At 63.0% G+C, this 21,169-nt stretch carries 19 protein-coding genes and 1 tRNA gene; 10 read left to right on the forward strand and 10 right to left on the reverse strand.

What is annotated here, in order from left to right:
- Positions 1-8: 8 nt before the first annotated feature.
- The 9 genes from IVB29_RS09585 to IVB29_RS09625 all read right to left on the reverse strand — a co-directional run bounded on the left by IVB29_RS09585 (position 9) and on the right by IVB29_RS09625 (position 8,345).
- Positions 9-971, reverse strand: coding sequence for an FkbM family methyltransferase (locus IVB29_RS09585; RefSeq protein WP_247503155.1), 963 nt, complete (start codon positions 969-971; stop codon positions 9-11).
- A complete protein-coding gene (locus IVB29_RS09590) occupies positions 971-2,167 on the reverse strand; it encodes an NADH-quinone oxidoreductase subunit D (RefSeq protein WP_247503156.1) in 1,197 nt (398 codons plus the stop codon). Before IVB29_RS09590 ends, IVB29_RS09585 begins: the two co-directional genes overlap by 1 nt.
- 2 nt (positions 2,168-2,169) lie before the next feature.
- Positions 2,170-2,784, reverse strand: a complete 615-nt coding sequence (locus tag IVB29_RS09595) for an NADH-quinone oxidoreductase subunit C (RefSeq protein WP_247503157.1) — start codon at positions 2,782-2,784, stop codon at positions 2,170-2,172.
- 11 nt (positions 2,785-2,795) lie between these two features.
- The gene (locus tag IVB29_RS09600; RefSeq protein ID WP_164988143.1) at positions 2,796-3,383 is read right to left on the reverse strand and encodes an NADH-quinone oxidoreductase subunit B; all 588 of its coding nucleotides are present in this window, start codon (positions 3,381-3,383) and stop codon (positions 2,796-2,798) included.
- Positions 3,374-3,739, reverse strand: coding sequence for an NADH-quinone oxidoreductase subunit A (locus tag IVB29_RS09605; RefSeq protein ID WP_007603535.1), 366 nt, complete (start codon positions 3,737-3,739; stop codon positions 3,374-3,376). Before IVB29_RS09605 ends, IVB29_RS09600 begins: the two co-directional genes overlap by 10 nt.
- Before the next feature lie 268 nt (positions 3,740-4,007).
- The gene (locus tag IVB29_RS09610) at positions 4,008-4,217 is read right to left on the reverse strand and encodes a hypothetical protein (protein ID WP_247503158.1); all 210 of its coding nucleotides are present in this window, start codon (positions 4,215-4,217) and stop codon (positions 4,008-4,010) included.
- Complete coding sequence (locus tag IVB29_RS09615) at positions 4,217-5,353, reverse strand: PepSY-associated TM helix domain-containing protein (RefSeq protein ID WP_247503159.1); 1,137 nt, start codon at positions 5,351-5,353, stop codon at positions 4,217-4,219. The genes IVB29_RS09610 and IVB29_RS09615 overlap by 1 nt, the downstream gene beginning before the upstream one ends.
- 23 nt (positions 5,354-5,376) lie before the next feature.
- Positions 5,377-7,641, reverse strand: a complete 2,265-nt coding sequence (locus tag IVB29_RS09620) for a TonB-dependent siderophore receptor (RefSeq protein ID WP_247503160.1) — start codon at positions 7,639-7,641, stop codon at positions 5,377-5,379.
- Between the two features lie 188 nt (positions 7,642-7,829).
- Complete coding sequence (locus tag IVB29_RS09625) at positions 7,830-8,345, reverse strand: MarR family transcriptional regulator (protein WP_247503161.1); 516 nt, start codon at positions 8,343-8,345, stop codon at positions 7,830-7,832.
- Positions 8,346-8,527: 182 nt separating this feature from the next.
- Between IVB29_RS09625 and IVB29_RS09630 the strand changes: the two genes are divergently transcribed.
- From IVB29_RS09630 to IVB29_RS09640, 3 genes are all read left to right on the forward strand, one after another.
- Positions 8,528-9,718 (forward strand): aromatic ring-hydroxylating dioxygenase subunit alpha, encoded by a 1,191-nt coding sequence (locus tag IVB29_RS09630; protein WP_247503162.1) that lies wholly within the window; start codon positions 8,528-8,530, stop codon positions 9,716-9,718.
- A gap of 61 nt (positions 9,719-9,779) precedes the next feature.
- The gene (locus IVB29_RS09635) at positions 9,780-11,072 is read left to right on the forward strand and encodes an MFS transporter (RefSeq protein WP_247503163.1); all 1,293 of its coding nucleotides are present in this window, start codon (positions 9,780-9,782) and stop codon (positions 11,070-11,072) included.
- A 143-nt stretch (positions 11,073-11,215) separates the two neighbouring features.
- On the forward strand, positions 11,216-11,419 hold the full coding sequence (locus IVB29_RS09640; protein ID WP_247503164.1) for a hypothetical protein: 204 nt from the start codon (positions 11,216-11,218) through the stop codon (positions 11,417-11,419).
- Positions 11,420-11,566: 147 nt separating this feature from the next.
- Here the strand turns inward: IVB29_RS09640 and IVB29_RS09645 are convergent, their stop codons facing one another.
- Positions 11,567-12,691, reverse strand: a complete 1,125-nt coding sequence (locus IVB29_RS09645) for an autotransporter outer membrane beta-barrel domain-containing protein (protein ID WP_247503165.1) — start codon at positions 12,689-12,691, stop codon at positions 11,567-11,569.
- Between the two features lie 279 nt (positions 12,692-12,970).
- Here IVB29_RS09645 and IVB29_RS09650 point away from each other — a divergent pair, with 279 nt between their 5' ends.
- From IVB29_RS09650 to IVB29_RS09680, 7 genes are all read left to right on the forward strand, one after another.
- Positions 12,971-14,065: a helix-turn-helix transcriptional regulator gene (locus tag IVB29_RS09650; RefSeq protein WP_247503166.1), complete on the forward strand. Its 1,095-nt coding sequence runs from the start codon at positions 12,971-12,973 to the stop codon at positions 14,063-14,065.
- 564 nt (positions 14,066-14,629) lie between these two features.
- Positions 14,630-16,876, forward strand: coding sequence for a caspase family protein (locus tag IVB29_RS09655; RefSeq protein WP_247503167.1), 2,247 nt, complete (start codon positions 14,630-14,632; stop codon positions 16,874-16,876).
- 15 nt (positions 16,877-16,891) lie between these two features.
- On the forward strand, positions 16,892-18,397 hold the full coding sequence (locus IVB29_RS09660) for a caspase family protein (protein ID WP_247503168.1): 1,506 nt from the start codon (positions 16,892-16,894) through the stop codon (positions 18,395-18,397).
- 183 nt (positions 18,398-18,580) lie between these two features.
- Positions 18,581-18,657: transfer RNA gene (locus tag IVB29_RS09665), tRNA-Asp, on the forward strand.
- Between the two features lie 198 nt (positions 18,658-18,855).
- The gene (locus IVB29_RS09670; RefSeq protein WP_247503169.1) at positions 18,856-19,170 is read left to right on the forward strand and encodes an HU family DNA-binding protein; all 315 of its coding nucleotides are present in this window, start codon (positions 18,856-18,858) and stop codon (positions 19,168-19,170) included.
- A gap of 101 nt (positions 19,171-19,271) precedes the next feature.
- The gene (pepT, locus tag IVB29_RS09675; RefSeq protein WP_247503170.1) at positions 19,272-20,522 is read left to right on the forward strand and encodes a peptidase T; all 1,251 of its coding nucleotides are present in this window, start codon (positions 19,272-19,274) and stop codon (positions 20,520-20,522) included.
- A gap of 321 nt (positions 20,523-20,843) precedes the next feature.
- Entirely contained in the window at positions 20,844-21,131 is a 288-nt protein-coding gene (locus IVB29_RS09680; protein WP_247503524.1) for a hypothetical protein, read from the forward strand.
- The last annotated feature ends 38 nt before the right edge of the window (positions 21,132-21,169 follow it).

Genomic DNA, 21,169 nt, shown 5'->3' on the forward strand with positions numbered 1-21,169 from the left:
CTTATCTCTCACTGCATACGGCGCGCGGATTTGGCATTCAGGGCTTCGATCCTGTCCTGCCAGAATGCGCTTGCGGTGCCGAAAACGTTGTAGCCGACGTGGGTCGAGACCTTGATGCGATCGAGAATCGACAGCTCGGTCACGGTCTCCAGCCGGTTGGTGCGCGGATCGAGCACGATCAGCTTCATCGGGGTCTGCTCGAGGATGTAGCGCGACACCGCATGAGAGCGGTCGCTGCCGTGCTCCTCGCACATGATGACGCTGTCGGCCTGGAGCAGCCGGGCGCCGCCCTTGATCGCCTCGATCTCGACGCCCTCGACGTCGAGCTTGATCAGGTACTTGCCGCTGGCGGAGACCTTGCCGTCGTCGATGAGGTTGTCGAGCGCCAGCACGGGCACGTCCTCGCCGCCGTCAGACGGAGCGCCAGCGATGCTGAAGGCTTCGTGCTTGGTGCCTGACAGCCGCGCGGTGCCGCGCGAGGCGCCGATCGCGCATTTCAGGGTCTCGAAGCGGTTGCCGTTGACGCGGGCGTTGTTGGCGAGCTTCGGATAGTTCTGCCCCGACGGCTCGATCGCGATCGCCTTGTGCGAGCCGAACGGCTTGCTCGACACCAGCACCGACCAGTAGCCGTAATTGGCGCCGCAATCGAGCAAGGTGTAGTCGACGTCGATGGAGTCGGCGAACAGCAGCTCCAGCTCGTCCTCGTAGCTGTAGGAACGGTTGAGCAGCTTGCTCCAGTAACCGTCGCCGTAAGGGAATTCGAACACGGCGTCGGGGTTGAGCTTGATCGCAATGTCGCGCTTGGGCAGCGTCTTCGCCAGCAGATTGGCGCAGGCGATGTAGCCCATATGCGAGAAGTGCGAGGAGATCTTCGATCCCGTCACCAGCGCCAAGGCAGCCGTCCGCTCCCACAGGTTGGCCCCTTCAAGGGCCCCCGAGGCACGGTCAAACTGGATTGGCGCCTGCGCCATCACCGATCGACCTCTCCGAACACGATGTCGAGCGAACCGAGGATCGCCGAGACGTCGGCGAGCAGATGACCCTTGCAGATGTGATCCATGGCCTGGAGATGCGCAAAGCCGGGCGACCGGATCTTGCACTTGTAGGGTTTGTTGGTGCCGTCGGAGACGAGATAGACGCCGAACTCGCCCTTTGGCGCTTCGACCGGCGCGTAGACCTCGCCGGCCGGCACATGGAAACCTTCGGTGTAGAGCTTGAAATGATGGATGAGCGCTTCCATCGAGCGCTTCATCTCACCGCGCCGGGGCGGCAATACCTTGTTGTCCTGGACCAGCACCGGGCCCTGCCCGTCCGGCGATTTGAGCTTCTGGATGCACTGCTTCATGATGCGCACCGACTGACGCATCTCTTCCATGCGGATCAGATAGCGGTCGTAGCAGTCGCCGTTCTTGCCGATCGGAATGTCGAAGTCCATTTCGGCGTAGCAGTCGTAAGGTTGGGCCTTGCGCAAATCCCAGGCGGCGCCGGAACCGCGCACCATCACGCCGGAAAAGCCCCAGGCCCACGCCTCCTGCAGCGACACCACGCCGATATCGACGTTGCGCTGCTTGAAGATGCGGTTGTTGGTGAGCAGCCGGTCGAGATCGTCGACCACCTTCAGGAACGGATCGCACCAGGCTTCGATGTCGTCGATCAGTTTCGGCGGCAAATCCTGATGCACGCCGCCCGGCCGATAATAGTTGGCATGCATACGGCTGCCCGACGCGCGCTCGTAGAACACCATCAGCTTCTCGCGCTCTTCGAAACCCCACAGCGGCGGGGTCAGCGCACCGACGTCCATCGCCTGCGTGGTGACGTTGAGAAGATGCGACAGAATGCGGCTGATCTCATGGTAGAGTACGCGGATCAACTGGCCGCGGCGCGGCACCTCGATGCCGAGCAGCTTTTCGATCGCGAGGCAGAACGCATGTTCCTGGGTCAGGGGCGCAACGTAATCCAGCCGATCGAAATACGGCACCGCCTGCAGATAGGTTTTGGCCTCGATCAGCTTCTCGGTCCCACGATGCAGCAGGCCGATATGCGGGTCGACGCGCTCGACAACCTCGCCGTCGAGTTCCAGCACGAGACGTAGCACGCCGTGTGCCGCCGGATGCTGCGGGCCGAAATTGATGGTGAAGTTACGGAGATGTTGCGGTTGCTCGGTCATGATCAGCTCTTCGGCTCCGCCTTTTCATCCCCCGGAAGCACCGGATAGTCGGCGCCCTCCCAGGGAGAGAGAAAGTCGAACTTGCGGAATTCCTGGCTGAGCCGGACCTCCTCGTACACCACCCGCTTCTCCCCGTCGTCGTAGCGGACTTCGACGAAGCCGGTGAGCGGAAAGTCCTTGCGCAGCGGATGGCCCTCGAAACCGTAATCGGTGAGGATGCGGCGCATGTCGGGATGGCCGACGAAGAACACGCCATAGAGGTCGTAGGCCTCGCGCTCGAACCAGTCCGCACCGGGAAACACCTCGATCAGCGACGGCACCTGGGTGGTCTCGTCGGCCTGAAGCTTGACCCGGACACGCGCGTTCAGCGTCGGCGACAGCAGGTGATAGACCACATCGAAGCGCTTCTCGCGCTGCGGATAGTCCACCGCGGTGATGTCGGTGAAGCTGACGAACCGGCAATTCGGGTCGTCGCGCAGATATCTTGCCACCTCGACGATCTTGCTGACCTCGACGTCAACCGTGAGCTGGTTGAAGGCCACCGAATGACCGAGAGCGGCGCCCGGAAGCGCGCTCACGATCGTCTGCCCCAGGGCGTCGAGCTTGGCGTCGTCCATGACGTAAAACCTTAGCGTTCGATGGTGCCGGTGCGGCGGATTTTCTTCTGCAGCAGCAGCACGCCGTAGAGCAGCGCTTCCGCCGTGGGCGGGCAGCCCGGCACGTAGATGTCGATCGGCACGATGCGGTCGCAGCCGCGCACGACCGAGTAGGAATAGTGATAATAGCCGCCGCCATTGGCACAGGAGCCCATCGAGATGACGTAGCGCGGCTCCGGCATCTGGTCGTAGACCTTGCGCAGCGCAGGCGCCATCTTGTTGGTCAGCGTGCCCGCAACGATCATCACGTCGGACTGGCGCGGCGAGGCGCGCGGGGCGAAGCCGAAGCGCTCGACGTCGTAGCGCGGCATCGACACCTGCATCATCTCGACCGCGCAGCAGGCGAGACCGAAGGTCATCCACATCAGCGAACCGGTGCGGGCCCAGGTGATGAGGTCATCGGTCGCGGCCGTGAAGAAGCCCTTGTCGGACAGCTCGGAATTGACCTCGAGGAAGAACGGATCATTGGCCCCGACCGGACGGCCGGTCGACGGATCCAAAATGCCCTTGGGAGCCGGCGCGATCACCGGACCAGCGGACGATGCAGGGTTCAATCCCATTCCAGTGCTCCTTTCTTCCATTCATAGGCGAACCCGACGGTCAGCACGCCGAGGAACACCACCATGGACCAGAAGCCGGTCGCGCCAAGCTTGCCGAACGCCACGGCCCAGGGAAACAGGAACGCCACCTCGAGATCGAAGATGATGAAGAGAATGGCGACCAGATAGAAGCGAACATCGAACTTCATGCGGGCGTCGTCGAAGGCGTTGAAACCGCACTCATACGCCGACAGCTTTTCCGGGTCCGGCTGCTGGAACGCCACGATGAAGGGCGCGATCAGCAGCACCAGGCCAATGAGGCCCGCTACCCCTATAAAGACGACGAGTGGAAGATAGTTCTGTAGAATGCCGCTCATTGACGAGCCCTTTTTCCCGCGGCCTCGGGACAGCCACGGATTCGTCCAGTTTGGAATTGTTCTGAGCCTTAGCGCAGTGCACCAATGGGCGCAAGACACGCTCTTTTTAGGCCCTTTGCTGCTCCCAGACCGGTGGAAATCCCGGAATCACCCCGCGCTGGTATGGAGCAGATCGGAAAAGCCAGCAAGGGCGGCCACAGTTTTGCAGGGCAGCGCTTCCGAGATTGCGGCGCACGCGCCGAGGCAGCTATCTGCTGCGCATCCCCGGTCAAAATGCCCGGATTTTTTGCGTGCGGCGGCGCACCCAAACCCATGAGACGACCAGCACCGGGGCCCCCACCGTCACCCAGGCGACATACTGGCCGACCGTTCCCCACAGCAGCGCCGCCAAGAGGCCGGTGATGGTCGCGGCCGCGAGCACGATGGGTGCAGCAAAGACACGTATCCACAGGCGCGAGCGGTCAGAGGAGCCATGCATCAAGACGGGACCGGGGTTCGCCGGGCGAATGCGTCGGTCCGGCCGGGCGCGCGCTTGCGCCGCCGCGCCAGCCAGAGATAGAGGCCGCTGCCGATCACAACGATGGTGAGCCCGTCGAGCGCGGCCCAGATCACCTTGAGCGGCATCCCGCCATAGTCGCCGAAATGCAGCGGCTGCGAGATCAGCAGCGCCTGGAGATAGACCGGCAGCGCCCGGCTGTCGGCGACCTCCCCGGTCTCGCCGTCGAGCAGCACCGGCTTGAGCAGCCGCGCGGTCAAAGCCGTGTCGCCGCGCATAAACGCGGCAAAGTGGTGCGAGGAGGTGAACGGCGTGCCCGGAAACGCGATGAAGGCGACCTCCATCCCGGGCGCGGTCTGCCTGACGCGCGCGACGACATCGTCGAGTGAGGCGAGATGCGTCGGCGGCGGCTTGCCGGCATAGGGCGCGACCATGCTGGCGAGCTCGGTCGTCTTCCACTGGTTGAGCATCAGCTCGGCCCAGGTGTTGACGACGCCGGTCAGGCCCACCACCAGCGCCCAGGCGACCGTCACGACGCCGATCAGATTGTGCCAGTCGAGCCAGCGCACCCGGCGCGAGGTGCTGTCGCGGATGGTGGCAAAGCGCAGGCGGCGGGTGAATGGCCAGTACAGCACCACGCCGGAGACGATGGCGACGGCAAACAACAGGCCCATTCCGCCGAGGAACAGCTTTCCGGGCTGGCCGAGGAACATGTCGGTGTGCAGCTTGAGCACGATCAGCATCGGCCCGACGCCGACCGGTCCGAGCAGTTTTGTCGAGACCGCATCGAAGGCGCGCACGGTGGTATTGTCGGGCAGCCCGTCGACCGCACTGTTGGTGAAGGCGGTGACGATCCCGGGCTCGTCCTTGTCCCAGGAGATATATTGCAGCACACGGCCGGGATCGGCGGCGAGCGCGGCGTCGGCGACGGCCTGGGTCGTCGCGCGCGCCGCGCCCGCATGAGCTTCGGGCTGGGGGGCATAGCCCAGGAGCTCATCGATCTCGTGATGGAAGATCAGCGGCAGGCCGGTCAGGCAGAGCAGCAGCAGGAACACGGTCGAGATCAGGCTGGTCCAGGTGTGGACCACGGACCAGAGCCTGACCGTGCGCGCCTTCACGACGTCCTCCCCTCGCCCGGCCCTCACCATCTGTAGGATACGCTGGCGGTGACACGGCGCCGGTCGCCGTAGAAGCATGACGTGGCCGTAGAGCAGCTGGCGACATAGATCTTGTCGGTCAGGTTGATGACATTGAGGGCCGTGCGCCAGTTCTGCCATTCGTAGTGGAGCGCGAGGTCGCCGAGCACGACCGCGGGAACTTCGAGCGTGTTGGCAGTGTCCGCCCAGGACGACCCGATGTAACGCACGCCGCCACCGAAGCCGAAGCCCTCCAGCGGCCCGTCTTTGAAAGTGTAGTCCGCCCAGCCCGACACCAGCATTTCAGGCGTGTTGGTCGGCGTCTTGCCGACCAGCGACGGATCGAGATCCTTGCTGGTGAAGAGATGATAGGCCGTGAAGGCGCCGATCAGCTTCAGCTCCTTGGTAGCGTTGGCCACCGCTTCGAGCTCGATGCCGCGTGAGGTCACCTCGCCGGTCTGGTTCTGCAGCAGCGCATTCGACGGATCAGTGGTGGCCACGTTCTGGCGCTTCAGGTCGAACAGCGAGGCGGTGAAATATCCGTCGAACCCCTTCGGGGCGACCTTTACGCCGACCTCGGCCTGCTTGCCGGTTTCCGGCAGGAACAACCGATTGGTTGCACTATTGATGCCGATGATCGGATTGTAGCTGGTCGCGTAAGAGACGTAGGGCGCGATGCCGTTGTCGAAATTGTAGATCAGTCCGGCGCGCCCGCTGAACCTGCTGTCGTTGCGTTGATTGACAGTCGCGCCGGTGTCCCGGGCGGCCTGCGTCGTCTCGACCCAGTCGTTGCGGCCGCTCAACACCAGCGTGAAGTTACCGAGCTTCATCTGGTCCTGGAGATAAGTGCCGGCCTGCTTCTGCGTCATCCGGAAGTTCCGGAACGGAGCCCCCGTGAACGGAATGTCGCTAAGGCCATAGACCGGATTCAGGACGTTGATCGAGGGCACGCCGCTCCCGAACAGTTGGAAATCGTCGATCTGGTAGCCCTTCAGATCCACCCCGAACAGCATCGTGTGCTTCACGGGGCCGGTGTCGACGCGGTACTCGAGTTGATTGTCGAGATCAGCCTGGTTGGCGGTGTTCTTCGCATACCAATTGTAGCGGTTGAGAGTTGCCGTGTTCACGTCGGCCCAACCATTGCCGACGTAGCCGCGATAGGTCACATCGACATGGGCAAAGCGCGCATTCTGCCGGAACGTCACATCGTCGGTGAGATTGCGTTCGAACTGATAGCCGAGCATCTCCTGCTCGCGCGTAAACTTGTCGACGTTGGGATCGCCCGTGAAGAAGCTGGTCGAGATCTTGCCGAACGGCGCGTTGGTCACCGTGCCCTGGTAGGGCAAGAAGTTGATGCCGCGAGTGTCCTGCTTCGAGGCCGACGCCAGCACCGTGAACGTGGTGTCGGCATCCGGCTTCCAGGTAACCGACGGCGCGATGAAGTAATTGTTGTCGGGCGTGAAGTTGACTTGCGTATTGCCGTTCTGGACCTGGCCGACGACGCGATAGAACAGCTTGCCGTCCTGCTTGCCGTTCCCGGGCTGCGTCGCGACGGGACCGCCGACATCGAAGCTGACATAGGCGTTGCCGAAATTGTTGACGCCGGTCTCGACATAGCGGATCGGCTCGGCCGGCGGCAGCTTGCTGATGACGTTGACGATGCCGCTCGGGCTCGATCCGCCATAGAGCACCGCCGACGGGCCGCGCAGCACCTCGACCCGCTCCATGTTGGGCGTCTGGAGCTTCCAGCTCGCATAGGACGTGTAGAACAGCTGCATGCCGTCGAGGAACAGACCGATGTCGTCGGACTTGAAGCCGCGGATCAGCCACCAGTCATTGCGCGTATCCGCACCAAATGTTCCGGCGCGCACGCCGGCTGTGTAGCGCAGCACCTCGTCGAGCTTGTTCGGCTTCTGGTCGCGGATCTGCTCGGCGCCGATCACCGACACCGACTGCGGCGTCTCCATGATCGGCGTGTTGGTCTTGGTGCCCGACGAGCTGCGACCGGCGACGTAGCCGTTCACCGGTCCACGCGGTGTTTCGACGAAGCCGGCATTGCGCTGCGGCAGCGGTTTGCGGCTTGCGCTTTGCACCGTCCGCCTCGGCGCGATGCGCGTGGCCGCAGCAGGTGCGCGACGGCGCGCTTCCGGCACGACAACGGTCACCGACGGCAGGTTCTGCGCGCCGCTCTGCGGAGACGATTGTGCGAGCGATGCCTGCGGCACCAATACCAAAGCGGACGCGGTCGCCAATACGGCAGACCGCAGCATACCAAGACTGTTCAACGCGCACCCCAAAGCTGCATGTTTGTTACGTCATGCCGTCGTTCCCCCAAACGGCATGCGCTTGCGGTGACGCTTATGGGAGGGTGCGCGAAATCCCTAATTGAAAAGGTCTTAGAAAGACTCTTAGAGAGTCTCTTAGAAGCGATCCAACATTTCCGAAGATTGCTGCGAGATCAGCGCGGAGTCTTCTCGGCTTCGAGCAGTTTTTCGGCCGTTGCCGTGAGACGATCGATCTGCGCCAGCAGCGTCTGGAACTCGTCCTTGCTCAACTGTTCCAGCAATTGTCGATTGCGCTCCTGCGCGCCTTCGACGATCGCGTCATGCGCGGCGAGCCCTGCCGGTGTGAGCGAGACCAGCACCTCGCGGCTGTCCTTCGGGTTCGCCGATTTCGCGATCAGCTTGCGCGAGACGAGTTCCGCAAGCGCGCGGCTGATCTGTCCCTTGTCCTGCCCGACGGCTTCGGCGAGCCGCGCCACGCTCATCGGCGGACGGCGGCCGAGCGAAGCGACCAGGCCGAACTCGACCGAGGATAATCCGGCAAGCCGCTTGTAGCGGAGGATGGCGCCGCGCTTGAGCAGATTGGCCAGCACCATCAGCCGCGACGACAGCATCACGGTGATCGGCGCCGGCGAGTGGCTTTCGTCCGCATCGGACGATGTGCGCCCGTCCCTGCTCGATGTATGGCTCATGATCCACCTCTGCCAAGAAAGCCGAGGCGTGCCAAGTGTTGGTAGCGCAACCTCCCCAGTCTCATCGAAATGCGACGAAGAAGCATTTAGAAGATCGTTGACATTGTCATCGAACTATTTTTCATTGGGGCACCGCATCTAGAAGCGACCCGGCCACCAAGGCCCGCGGCGGGAGGAACAACATGACGATGACCGAGCGGGATCGCGATCTCGGCACTGGCTATGCGATGAAGCCGGCACACACGCGCAGCGAGCTCACCTCGGTCGTGCGGGGAACGCCGATGGGAGAATTGCTACGCCGCTACTGGCATCCGGTCGGGCTTGTCAGCGATGCCACCGACACGCCGAAGAAGGTGCGTGCCCTCGGCGAAGACTTGGTTTTGTTCCGCGACAGGAACGGCCGCGTCGGCCTCCTGCATGCGCGTTGCTGCCACCGCGGCACCACGCTCTATTACGGCAAGGTCGAGGAAGACGGCATCCGCTGCTGCTATCACGGCTGGAAGTTCGACACCGAGGGTCACTGCCTCGAACAGCCATGCGAGCCCGACGGCGGCCAGTTCAAGGACAAGGTGCGCCAGCCCTGGTACCCGGTCGAGGAGCGCTACGGGCTGATCTTCGCCTATATGGGCCCGGCCGAGAAACGCCCGGTGCTGCCGGCTTACGAGTGCCTGGAAAACATGGACGACGGCGAATTCGTCGAAGCCGACGATTCCTCGATCGGCGGCGGCGGGCCAGCCATCATCCCCTGCAACTGGCTGCAGCATTTCGAGAACGTGGTCGATCCCTATCACGTGCCGGTGCTGCATGGCTCGTTCTCGGGGCCGCAATTCACCAACATGATGGCCTCGATGCCGGAGGTGACCTTCGACAAGACGCCGCGCGGCATCGCCGTGCGCTCGATCCGCAAGCAGGATGACGGCCGTGTGTTTTATCGCGTCACCGAAGCGGCCCTCCCCACCCTGCGCGTCGTGCCGAACCCGCGCGTGGCGCAATTCGCCCGCGTCGAGTCGATCGGCTGGACGCTGCCGATCGACGATACGTCGTTCCGCATCTACGTCGCCGGCCGCGTGAAAAATTCCGGCGACATCGGCCGCATGCGCTCGAAGTTCAACGGAAAATTCTGGTGGGACATGACGGAGCAAGAGCACCAGCAGTTTCCGGGCGATTACGAAGCCCAGGTCGGCCAGGGCGAGGTAACGGTTCATTCCGAGGAGCATTTCGGCCAGAGCGATCGCGGCATCCTGATGATCCGGCGCATGCTGAGCGAGCAATTGGAAGCGATGGAAGCGGATCGCGATCCTGCCGGCGTCTCGTTCGACGCAAGCGCGGCTCCAGTCGAATTCGAAGCGGGGAATTACATCCGCGACGCGTGAAGCGACCAGCTCCAATAAGGGCTGGACCGACAACGATAACAAAGACAAATTGGGGGATGCGATGGTCGACGTGACGTCACAGATGTCGGTGCAAGCGACTGCGGCGGAAAAGCCGTCGGCGCGGCGCTATTACGTGCTGGGCCTGCTCACGATCATCTACGCGCTGAACTTCCTCGACCGCACGATCTTCAACGTCCTGATCGAGCCGATCAAGAAAGAGTTTCAACTCAGCGACACCATGATGGGCCTGCTCGCAGGCTTCGGCTTCGCGCTGTTCTACTCCCTGCTCGGCATTCCCATCGCGCGCGTCGCCGACCGGCTCAACCGGCGCAACATCGTCGCCGCCGCCCTTGCGTTCTGGAGCGCGATGACGGCGCTGTGCGGCGCGGCTTCGAGCGTGACCTCGCTGGCACTGGCGCGCATCGGCGTCGGCATCGGCGAATCCGCGGGCTCGCCGGCCTCGCAGTCGATCGTTGCCGATCTCTTCGCCAAGAACGAGCGCCCGCGCGCGCTTGGTATCTACGCAATCGGCACCTATCTCGGCGTCTTCCTCGGCTATTTCATCGGCGGCTACGTCAACCAGCACTATGGCTGGCGGATGGCGTTCTATGTCGCGGGCCTGCCGGGCATCCTGCTCGCAATCGTGCTGTGGCTGACGGTCTCCGAGCCGAAGCGCGGCGCGATGCAGGAGAGCTTCGTGCCCGAACCGCTCGGCCCGACGCTGCGGTTCCTCGCCTCGCAGCAGAGCTTCATCATCGTCCTGATCGGCTTTTGTCTCACGACCTACACCAATTACGCGACGGCGGCGTGGATCCCGCCATTTCTGGCCCGCGTGCATCATCTGTCGAGCGCCGAGATCGGCACCTATGCCGGCACCTTCAAGGGGCTCGCCGGCATGGCCGGCACCCTGCTCGGCGGCATCGTGGTGGCGCAGATCAGCCGCCGCGACGACCGTTGGAAGCTGTGGGCGCCTGCGATCACCTCAGGGCTGGCCGGTCCGGTGTTCGCGCTGTGCATGCTGACGCAGGACTTCAAGATGATGGTCGCCATGCTGGCGCTGACCTCGTTCCTGGTCGGCTTCCATCTCGGGCCGATTTTTGCGATCGCGCAAACGGTGGCGAAGCCCAGCATGCGGGCGCTGGCCTCCGCGCTGATCGCACTCACCGCCACCTGCTTCGGCCAGGGCGTCGGCCCGCTTGCCGTGGGTGTCGTCAACGACGCCCTGAAGGGCGCTTACGGCGCGGATGCCGTGCGCTATTCCTTGCTGTCGGCGGCGGTCACGACGACGCTGGGCGCCCTGCTGTTCGTCTGGGCCGCCCGCTCGATCCGGGATGATATCGGCCGGGCCGCCTGAGCCCGTCGCGGCGAGGCAAGCCCGGCGCAACCAACCACGCGTAGAAATGAAACCATTTTGCGGAACCCGCGAAACCATCCGGAAACAGATGGTCCTTAAGACATGAGCCTACAGACGGCGCCAAAGCCCGTCGGGAGGCTCGGATGAACCACTCAATTCACTCAGCAGACCGTGGTACCCACCTGAAGATCGTGGTGGTGGCGCTGGTGGCCGGCATCGCAGTGGCCGCCTTCGGGATCGCAGCCCGCACCGGTGCCGATTACAGCCAGACCGCGCAGTCGACCCACATCATCAAGGCCGGCAAGCCGGTGGCGGTGACCAGCGCGGGCACGTCGGAGATACGCTGATACGCCCAGTTTCGGGTTGACCAGAGGCCGCCGCCGGGCGGCCTTTTTCGTTTTGCAGTTGGCGACCGCGGACCGCCCTTCCAAACGCGACAGATGCCCGCCGGGCATGGCGGGCATCTCCAGACGTCTCAAAGACCTCGAAGCGCGCTACCAGGTGTAGCGAAGGCCCGCTTGCGTACCCACGATCGAGGTTCCAGCGCCGCCGACCGCGGGAAGGCCCGTCTTCGGTGCGGTGATGCTGCTGCCATGTACCTCGAGGTAGGACGACAACTGCGGTGTCCACAGCACGTTGATCTTGCCTGAGCCACGGACGCCGTACGTGCCGACCGTACCTCCGAAGGGAACGCCCCCGACGACAACCGCGCCGGCGGCGCCGCTTGCGTCGACGATCTCATAATACTGGCCCGAGATCGACGGCTGGACTGTGTAGCCCAACCACTTCGTCTCAAAGCCTGCGCGCGCACCGCCGTGGACTTCCGTCGAGTCGCCGGTCTTGGTGCCGAAATTGCCCGTGTAGCTCTCCGAATAGGTCACGCCAGCCGTCGGCTCGATCCACACCGTGTAGGGGAAGTCGAAGCGGTACTGACCATTCAGAGTGTAGGCCAAGCCGCTGGCGTCGCCGGCCACGCCAACAACGGCCACGTTGGTGGTGTTGTGGGTCCAGCTTGCGAGGGTCGTGAAGTCAGCCGAGAAACCGCCGTTGATGTAGGACAGGGTGCCGGAGGTTGATGGAATGGAGCCATCAGTAATGGTCGCTGCGCCTCCGAGACTGGAGAAGCTGTGCGCCCATGAATGCGACCCCGTGCCGATGAAGGTCAACGCGTCGGTCGCGGTGAAGATGCCGATCTTGGTCACATCGACCGCGCCGGTCACCGTCGCAACGCTGACATCGACCCCGGTGGATTGCGCCCTGTCGCCGCTGCCGACCAGGTTCACGCCGTAGAGCCAGGCTGCCGGGGGCGGTGCCGCAAGCGGCGGAGCCTTGGCGTAGGCCAGTGCGCTGAACGGATTGCTTACACCCTTCGAAGCGAAGGGATCGCGGTTATCGAAGTTCGCCTCCTCGCCGCTGAAACGCAGCGTTCCCGGAGGGGCAATGACCCTGCGGTGCTGAATCTGGTCACGAACATTCTGGATGATGTTCTGGATGACATTGTTGATGACTTCCTGCGGAATATTGGGGCCCGACTGGGCCGCTGCAGGCCGGACCGCAAACAAAGAAAGAACAGCAAGCAAAGCAACGGCAAAGCCGTGACGGAAAAATCCTAGCTTCATGATATTTCAATATGCCCCCAATCCGAATTTGGCTCAGCCTGTCCCGGGATGGATCAATCCTGCGAGACGCCATGCCGCAAAGCTATTTGCGCGTAGGCTAGGCGTCTTGACCCAATTGGGTGATTCTTAACCATCTGTTTCCACCTGTTGCTTATTTGCAACATTCATCGGGATCAAAGATGGGGCGTGTGCTCTGGGACACACTTCGCCGGTCGAAAACGGATAAACTACCTGTAGTTTTCGAATTTTCATTCCACACGAATTTTGAGATCAGTTTGCATGCCGCAATGGGATTTGAGTGCCGTTGAGCGCGGCTTCGGAGAAGCTGCCGTAAACCCCGCCGCCTGGAAGAAGGCCCTGGAAACAACCGTCTCGACGACCCACAGCCACGGGGCGGTGCTGCTCCCCGTCAAGGGCGGCGTTCTTCGCACGTTACCTTTCACGGATTCGATGTCCGGTGCATTCGACAGCTTCGTCCGGGACGGGTGGCACCTTCGCGACGAGCGGAACCGCGGCGTGCCGCTGATGCAAAGATCTGGCGTGGTCGACGATCTCGACATCTTCAGTCCAGAAACCATTGCCTCTCATCCCTACTATCAAGAGTTCTTGGCGCCGCACGGGTTGCGTTGGTTTGCCGGCGTCGGAATTTTCTTCGACGACGACATCTGGTGTCTATCGATCCAGCGAACGATCGATCAGGGTCCCTTCTCTGCCGCGGAAAAAAATGAACTTGCGAAGCTGTCCAGATCGCTTGGCACGGGCGCGGCCACGGCCCGGATCCTGGGCGAAGCCACAACCGCCGGAGCTCTGGAAGCTTTTGCAGCAAGCAGCACGGCGGCGGTCCTTGTCGACCGCTACGGCAAGATATTCGAGGCCAACGCATCTGCCGAGCAACTCCTGTCGGGCGAAATCCGCCTCAAGAACGGGAAACTCGTCCACGACCCAGAGGTGTCATTCCCCGGCCTTGATCGAGCGCTTGCTCGAATCTTGAACCAGCCTGAGGCGGGATTGCACTTCCCCGTGCCTCTGCCACGAAAAGAGCGGGGACCGCTGCTGGCTTATCCATCGCGGCTGCAGCGTGCGGTGAGCAATGCCTTCGCCGATTGCCAGGCCATCATCATTCTTGTCGATCCCGATGCCAGAAAGAACCCGACCGAGACCACACTCCGCTCGGTCTACAAGCTGAGCGGCGCAGAGGCGCGCCTGGCTATTCTACTATCGACGGGCGAATCGCTGGACACGGTCGCCGAGCGGCTGAACATCTCGAAGGAGACGTCGAGAACGCAGCTCAAGAGCATTTTTGCGAAACTGGGCGTACATCGACAAGCCGAGCTCGTAGCCGTGCTTTCGACCCTCCTGAACGGTATTATTTAGAGGGCACCATTCACCCAGTTGGGTGAAGACGGCTGATGCCAAACAGACTAGTTTTGGGGCGATCGTAGTTCGCTATCGCCCGGTCCGAGCCTACTTCGCTTCTTCGCGGCACGACGAGTGATTGCTTGGTTGACCTCGGCTCTTTGAGAGCGCGCGGCCTCTTCGCGCATCGCCTTCTCCCGAATGTGCCGCCGCACGTCGTCCCGAACGCCCTGAATGATGGACTCCCGCGACGCTTCGGCAGGGTCGTCGCAGCGGGCTGCGCCGGACAACGTCAAAAGCAGCCCGAAGGCCAGAACAAGCGTGCGAAGGGGCCGAGATAATTGCGTCAATTTGACTTCTCCGAAACATTTGGTCCGGCCGAGGCTACTCACGTCAACCCGGCCGCAGCGCAATTGGTTTCACTGCTTATGGCCCGCTCCTTCGTCAAAGCGAGACCGGCATTGGTTCACAGAACCGTCGTGGAAACGCCTTTGATGTCGTCACCCACCTCATATTGCGATAGAATGAGCCGTTGGGGTTGGCTCGTGCGCCGATTGGTATTTTTCGACTTCCGAGATCTTGATGTTTGAAATTGGTCGTTTCGGAATCCGCGCCCGTGGAAAACGGCGTGACATTTCCCATTGCCTGAGCTTCGTGCGGCGCATTGCTCTCTTCGGGCTTGCGACCCTCTCGATCCCTGGCGCAGTGCACTCGCAGGCCGTGGCCGGAGAGAAGATCGCGCTGGTGGTCGGCAACAACGACTACCGCAAGGCGCCGAAACTGATCAATCCGGCCAACGATGCGGCCGACATGGCCACGTCGCTGGGGCGGCTCGGATACAACGTCAAACACCTCGCCGACCTCGACTACAACCACTTTCGCCAGGCCCTGATCGAGTTTGGCAACGCCGCAAAGACGGCTGACAAGGCTGTGATCTTCTTCGCGGGCCATGGCGTCGAGATCGACGGAAAGAATTGGCTGATTCCGGTGGACGCTCAGATCAAATCCGAGATCGATGTCTACGCCGAGGCGATCAATCTGGAGACCCTGATCGATATTTCGGTGATACCGAAGGTCATTGGGCTCGTGGTGCTCGACGCCTGCCGCAACGACCCCTTCGAGACGACCAAGGTCGCAGCCGCCGGACGCGCGCTCTCTGCGCGATCCCCGCCGGCAAAGGGAGCGGCCGAGCCGGTCTCCCGCGCATCAGGCGCCCCGACGCTGGCCTCCGCCGGCGCGCGCGGACTCGCTCCCGTCGAGGTCAACGACAACGTGCTCGTTGCATTCGCGGCCGCCGCCGGCACGACCGCCAGCGACGGCTCAGGACGCAACAGCCCCTACTCCGGTTCGCTGTTGCGCCACGTCGAAACGCCTCAGCTCGAGATCAACTATCTCTTCCGGATCGTTCACGACGAAGTCTGGAAGGAGACCGGGACCCAGGAACCCGCAATCTACGGGACCCTTCCAAAGGGAGACATCTATCTCAATGGCGATGCCGCCACCGCAACGAGCGATGGCGGGGCAGATGCCGAGCAGGTCGCCTGGGAGTTCGTCCGCTCGACCAACGAGATCGCAACGCTGCGCCGGTTCGCCGAACAGTTTCCGGCCGGTTCGCATACGGCCGAGATCAACGAGCGCATTGCGCAGCTGACGTCAGCCGAAGCAAACGCATGGACGATCGTCGAGCGGCAGAAATCGCTTGCGGCCTACCGTGCCTATCTGGACCTCTATCCGTACGGCGAGCATGTGGAGAACGCCCGCGTCACCTTAGCCTCGCTCGACAAATCAGCCAGGCCTGGTCAGGCCGGTGGACCGATCGAGATGCCCGGCCCGCCGCCGCCGAGCTATCAACTCGCTTCAGCCGATACGACCACCAGCAACTCGGGGTCGGTCGAGAAAGCGTGGGATGTCCTGAAGGAGTCGCATGATCAGAGCGTGGTCGGCCGGTTTGCCGATCGCTATCCAAGCATGCGTCGCAATCGCCTGCCGCCGGGAAGCGACCTTACGCTGCGCCCCGTCAATTCCACCGAATTGATGCTAAGCACCGCACAGGATGGCGACGTGAACTCCTGCTTCGACGGCGATGCCGGGGCTTGCGCCAGGTCCATCAAGAAATACCCGGACTACGTCCAGCTTCAGTTCCAGCTCTGCCGCTCCAAGGGCAATCCCAAGGGATGCATGCTCAATGCGGTGACCGAGGCGCGCAAGCGAGGCCTGTTGGTGTCGGCTTACACCCGCTCGGAACAGGAGAAGGTTCGCAATCGCGAATATCGGCGCGTGGTTGCCCGCGTGAACCAGAACGTCGGCAATGTGGTGAGCGGGGTGGTCAGCAATGTGGTCGGCAACGTGGTCAGCAATGCCGTTTCGACCGCGGTCAGCAACGCTGCAGCAACCGCGGCATCGAGCGCCGCCAGCCGGGCTGCTTCGCAGGCCGCCTCATCGGCGGCCAGCAGAGCCGCCTCCTCCGCGGCTTCAAACGCGGCCAGCAGGTCGGCATCGAGCGCAGCCTCGAGTGCGGCCAGCAGGGCAGCATCCGCGGCCGCTTCGAATGCCGTCAGCCGCATCCCGATCCCCTCCGATGTTCGCCTCAAGGAGGACATCACCGCACTGGGCCGGACCGGCAGCGGCCTTCGTCTCTATCGCTACAGATACAAGGGTGATGCAACGTACTATGTCGGCGTGATGGCGCAGGACGTGGCACAGCGCCTGCCTGCGGCGGTTTCGCCAGCACCGGATGGATACCTGCAGGTCGACTACGGCCGGCTCGGTCTCGAATTCCTCACCTACCACGACTGGATCGCCCGACATTCCGCGTCAGAACTCAACTAAGGGACGAGACTCGCCTTGCGCCTGCCGGGTCTGCTCATTGCCGTCGCCGCAATTCTCCTTGGAACGGATGCAAAGGCCGCCGGCGGCCGCGTCGCCCTTGTCGTCGGAAACTCCAACTACCTCAATGCGCCGCGGATCGTCTCGCCTGTCAACGATGCCGACGACATCGCGACCACCCTGGTCGGCCTCGGGTTCGACGTTGATCTGCGAAAAGATGCGACGGCCGAGGATCTGCGGACGGGGATCCGCGCGTTCACCGAAAAGTCCGCAGGGGCCGACATTTCGATTTTCTATTTTGCGGGGTACAGCGCAGCCGCCGGCGTCGGCGGCCATTTAATCCCGGTCGACGCGGGGCTCCCGGTACCATCATCCCGCCCCGATACGATTCCGTTGCCCATAGCGATCGCGGGAGCCGCCCGCGCCCGTCGGCTCGGGCTGGTGATCCTGGATGCCATGAGGGAAAATCCCTTCCCGGCCAAACCCGACGGCCGCAATGGCGGCGATCGCGTCGCCGCTCCCGCAGGCGCGCCGAGCCGCAACACGCTGGTGTTCTTTCCGACAGAGCCGGGCCGGACCGCGGAAGAAGGCGAAGGCCGCAACAGTGTGTTCGCTGCGGCGCTGCTGAAATATCTCCCTCAGGCCGATCTCGAGATCAACTTCGTGTTTCGCAACATCCGCGACGACGTGCGGGCGGCAACGCAGCAGAAGCAAACGCCATACATGTATGGCCAGCTCTCCAAGGACAGAATCTATCTCAATCCGGTCAAGCAGGCCGCCATCGTGCAGGCCGATCCCACGGTGGCGCGGCGCTGCGACAGCCTCGCCTCCGCGTTGGCGGACGCAAGGAAACACACTGCCGGCCAGGATGACGTGCGCGAGGCTACAAAGGCGGCGGAGGCGGCTGCGGCCTGCTCGGATGCAGTCAATCAGTCTCCCGGAGCCGATCAGTTGCACTACCAGCTCGGACGTTCGCTCTTCGCCGCGCGTGACTTCACCGGGGCCTTGGCGAGCTACAGGACGGCGTCCGAACTCGGCAACGCGCGCGCGATCTACGAACTAGGCTGGATGTACGACAGCGGCAATGGCGTCGAGAAAGACCCCGCGCGCGCGCGATTCTATTACGAGATGGCAGCCGAGAAGAAGATCGCCCCGGCGATCTTCAGTCTCGGCATGCAGCAAGAGCGTGGAATAGATGCGGCCGGCGATCCCGCAAAGGCCTATGCGCTCTACAAGCGCGCGGCCGATCTCGGCGATCCGGCCGCCATCAACAAGATGGGCGAGCTTGCCGAGAAAGGACTGGGGATCCCACAGAACCTGAAACAGGCCCGCGCCTTTTACGAAAAGAGCGCAACCATGGGTGCGCTGGAGGCCATGGTCAATCTCGCCCGATGCAACGCCAACGGTATCGGCGGACGGCAAGACCTTGCCGCGGCAAGGCGACTCCTGGCCAAAGCGGCGGAGGCCGGAAGTGCGGACGCAAGGCGCATACTTGCCCATATCGGAGATGCCAGGCCAAAATAGCATGGTACCGGGCGAACGGGCGCGACGGCTTCGAGATCGCCGCCGGCAGCAACCATTGGCCGGGCCTTTTTCGTTTTCCAGAGCAATGCTTAGCCGAGATATCCCGGCGAAGCGCAACGTCCTTGACTTCACCCAGCCCCGCCTTTAAGTCCCCCCTCGTTCCGCGCGCTTTGAGCGAACCACGCGGGAGTAGCTCAGTTGGTTAGAGCGCCGGCCTGTCACGCCGGAGGTCGCGGGTTCGAGCCCCGTCTCTCGCGCCATTTTGGCAATCCCTTCATAGTCTTAGCCCGAACTTCTCAAGGTCCTGCGTATTTGCGCCGGCCATTGATGACGTTTGTTGGGCCCGATCCGCGGCATAGTCAGCCCACGCCCGAATCGTCTAGGCCTGCCAGGACTTAGAGGGATCCCCATGCTTTCCCGATTTTTCCGGGGCGTCCCTGTCATTGAGGAGGCCACACATGGCTAAGAAGGATTCGGCGAAGAAGGCACCCGCTCCCGCCACCATCACGCTCAAGCACCTCGCCGCCGACATTGCAGAGAGCCAGGATCTCTCCAAGAAGCATGCCGAGGCAGTCCTGACCGACATGGTCGATTTGATCACCAAGCACCTGAAGAAGGGCGACCGGGTCCGGATCGTGGGCTTGGGCATCCTCCAGGTCCGCAAGCGCGCCGCCCGTACCGGCCGTAATCCCGCCACCGGCGAAGCCATCCACATCAAGGCCAGCAAGAAGGTCGCCTTCCGCCCGGTCAAGGAACTGAAAGAGGCGATCTGAGGTGACTTTTCGTTAAGCTTGATCCGCGTCGTTCCGGCCGCATCCTGGCCCGCTTTTCTGGTATACCGCCAGCTTCCCTGACCCCGGCGGTTTGACCAGAAATGTCCTCTCTCACTTTCACGCACACCGTGACCGAGCGCTTCCTGCGCTACGTCACCATCGACACCCAGTCCGATCCGGCATCCCCTCGCTCGCCCTCGACCGAGAAGCAGAAAGACCTCGGCCGCGTGCTCGCGGCGGAGCTGAAGGCCATGGGCGTCGCGGACGCCCATCTCGACGATTACGGCTATGTCTACGGAACGATCCCGGCCAACACACCCAAGAAGGTGCCGGTGATCTGCTTCTGCTCGCACATGGACACCTCGCCCGACGTCACCGGCAAGGACGTCAAGCCGCAGATGGTGAAGAACTATCGCGGCGGCGATATCACGCTGCCGGGCGACACCAGCCAGGTGATCCGCTTCGCCGAGCATCCCGCGCTGAAGAACCAGATCGGCAACGACATCGTCACCACCGACGGCACTACGCTCTTGGGGGCCGACAACAAGGCCGGCGTCGCCGAGATCATGGATGCCGCGTATTTCTTCATCAACAATCCCGACGTGATGCACGGCACCATCAAGATCCTGTTCACGCCCGACGAAGAGATCGGCCGCGGCGTCGACAATGTCGACATCAAGAAGCTGGGCGCCGAGTTCGGCTACACCATGGACGGCGAGAGCGCGGGCTGCATCGAGGACGAGACGTTCTCGGCCGACGGGGCCACCATCACCATCAACGGCGTCAGCGCCCATCCGGGCTACGCCAAGGGCAAGATGGAGCACGCGATCAAGATCGCGGCTGCGATCGTCGAGCGGTTGCCCAAGGAAGGCTGCTCGCCGGAGACGACGTCAGGCAAGCAGGGTTTTCTGCATCCGATCGGCATCGAGGGCGCGCTGGAGCAGGCAAAGCTGTCCTTCATCGTGCGCGACTTCACCGAGGAAGGGCTGAAGGAGAAGGAGGATCTGCTCGAAGGTATCGTCAAGGACGTGATGAAGGACTACCCGCGCTCGACCTACACCTTCGAGGTGCGCGAACAGTACCGCAACATGAAGCAGGTGATCGACCGTCACCCGCACATCCTCGAATACGCCATCGAGGCGATCCGCCGCGCCGGCCTGCGCCCGATGCGCACCGCGATCCGCGGCGGCACCGACGGCTCGCGCCTGTCCTTCATGGGCCTGCCCTGCCCCAACATTTTTGCCGGCGAGCATGCGTTCCATTCGCGGCTCGAATGGGTGAGCCGGCAGGACATGGAGAAGGCGGTGCAGACGATTGTGCATCTGGCGATGATCTGGGAGGAGAAGGCTTAGGGCTGCGGCGTCACGTAAATAATTCCGGCGATCGACGGAACGATCCGGTAGTCGGCGCGTTCCTAGTTCAAGTCCCAAGGATTGAGATTGTGAGCACAAAAGGCCTCAGCCGGTCAGCCCCCGGCTGGGGCCTTTTCGTGTCTGGCGCGTGCGACATCGAGTTCCCCATACGTAACACTATTGCAGGTCGACACCGTTCCGGCCGCCATGCTACCGCAGGCGGATCAGGAACCGAGTGACCTCGTGACTTCGACCCGCCGCCCCTACAGCATTCGCACCCTGCGCCATTGGCGCGGGCTGCTGGCTGTGCTCGCCGCGGTCATGTATCTGCTGTCGGGCGTGCTGCACGGTGCGCACGACATCGATGTCACCAGCCCCTCCGGCGGCTCGGAGATCGCCTCGATCCTCGATGAGGGCGCAGCCGGCCATGGCGATCACGGGGCGATCGGCGGGCATCACTGCCATGGTTGCTTCTCAATCGCCGTTGTGCAGCCGCTTTACGCGGGCGCCGCGGCCGATATCATTGCCGCACCGGTCGCGCAGCAGCAGCCGACGCTCGTCGGCATCGCGGCCGACACGACGTCCCCGCCTCCCAAAGATCTGACCTGAAACGATCAGCCGGGCGCTCGCGCGCCCACGATGCTTTT

This window comes from Bradyrhizobium sp. 1, from assembly GCF_023073315.1.
In the GTDB taxonomy this organism is placed as follows: Bacteria; Pseudomonadota; Alphaproteobacteria; order Rhizobiales; family Xanthobacteraceae; genus Bradyrhizobium.

Bases quoted from the DNA above. Each gene is read 5' to 3' on its own strand.
- IVB29_RS09585 (WP_247503155.1), bottom strand. From the start codon at position 971: ATGGCGCAGGCGCCAATCCAGTTTGACCGTGCCTCGGGGGCCCTTGAA.
- IVB29_RS09590 (WP_247503156.1), bottom strand. From the start codon at position 2,167: ATGACCGAGCAACCGCAACATCTCCGTAACTTCACCATCAATTTCGGC.
- IVB29_RS09595 (WP_247503157.1), bottom strand. From the start codon at position 2,784: ATGGACGACGCCAAGCTCGACGCCCTGGGGCAGACGATCGTGAGCGCG.
- IVB29_RS09600 (WP_164988143.1), bottom strand. From the start codon at position 3,383: ATGGGATTGAACCCTGCATCGTCCGCTGGTCCGGTGATCGCGCCGGCT.
- IVB29_RS09605 (WP_007603535.1), bottom strand. From the start codon at position 3,739: ATGAGCGGCATTCTACAGAACTATCTTCCACTCGTCGTCTTTATAGGG.
- IVB29_RS09610 (WP_247503158.1), bottom strand. From the start codon at position 4,217: ATGCATGGCTCCTCTGACCGCTCGCGCCTGTGGATACGTGTCTTTGCT.
- IVB29_RS09620 (WP_247503160.1), bottom strand. From the start codon at position 7,641: ATGCTGCGGTCTGCCGTATTGGCGACCGCGTCCGCTTTGGTATTGGTG.
- IVB29_RS09625 (WP_247503161.1), bottom strand. From the start codon at position 8,345: ATGAGCCATACATCGAGCAGGGACGGGCGCACATCGTCCGATGCGGAC.
- IVB29_RS09630 (WP_247503162.1), top strand. From the start codon at position 8,528: ATGACGATGACCGAGCGGGATCGCGATCTCGGCACTGGCTATGCGATG.
- IVB29_RS09635 (WP_247503163.1), top strand. From the start codon at position 9,780: ATGGTCGACGTGACGTCACAGATGTCGGTGCAAGCGACTGCGGCGGAA.
- IVB29_RS09640 (WP_247503164.1), top strand. From the start codon at position 11,216: ATGAACCACTCAATTCACTCAGCAGACCGTGGTACCCACCTGAAGATC.
- IVB29_RS09645 (WP_247503165.1), bottom strand. From the start codon at position 12,691: ATGAAGCTAGGATTTTTCCGTCACGGCTTTGCCGTTGCTTTGCTTGCT.
- IVB29_RS09650 (WP_247503166.1), top strand. From the start codon at position 12,971: ATGCCGCAATGGGATTTGAGTGCCGTTGAGCGCGGCTTCGGAGAAGCT.
- IVB29_RS09655 (WP_247503167.1), top strand. From the start codon at position 14,630: ATGTTTGAAATTGGTCGTTTCGGAATCCGCGCCCGTGGAAAACGGCGT.
- IVB29_RS09670 (WP_247503169.1), top strand. From the start codon at position 18,856: ATGGCTAAGAAGGATTCGGCGAAGAAGGCACCCGCTCCCGCCACCATC.
- pepT (WP_247503170.1), top strand. From the start codon at position 19,272: ATGTCCTCTCTCACTTTCACGCACACCGTGACCGAGCGCTTCCTGCGC.
- IVB29_RS09680 (WP_247503524.1), top strand. From the start codon at position 20,844: ATGTATCTGCTGTCGGGCGTGCTGCACGGTGCGCACGACATCGATGTC.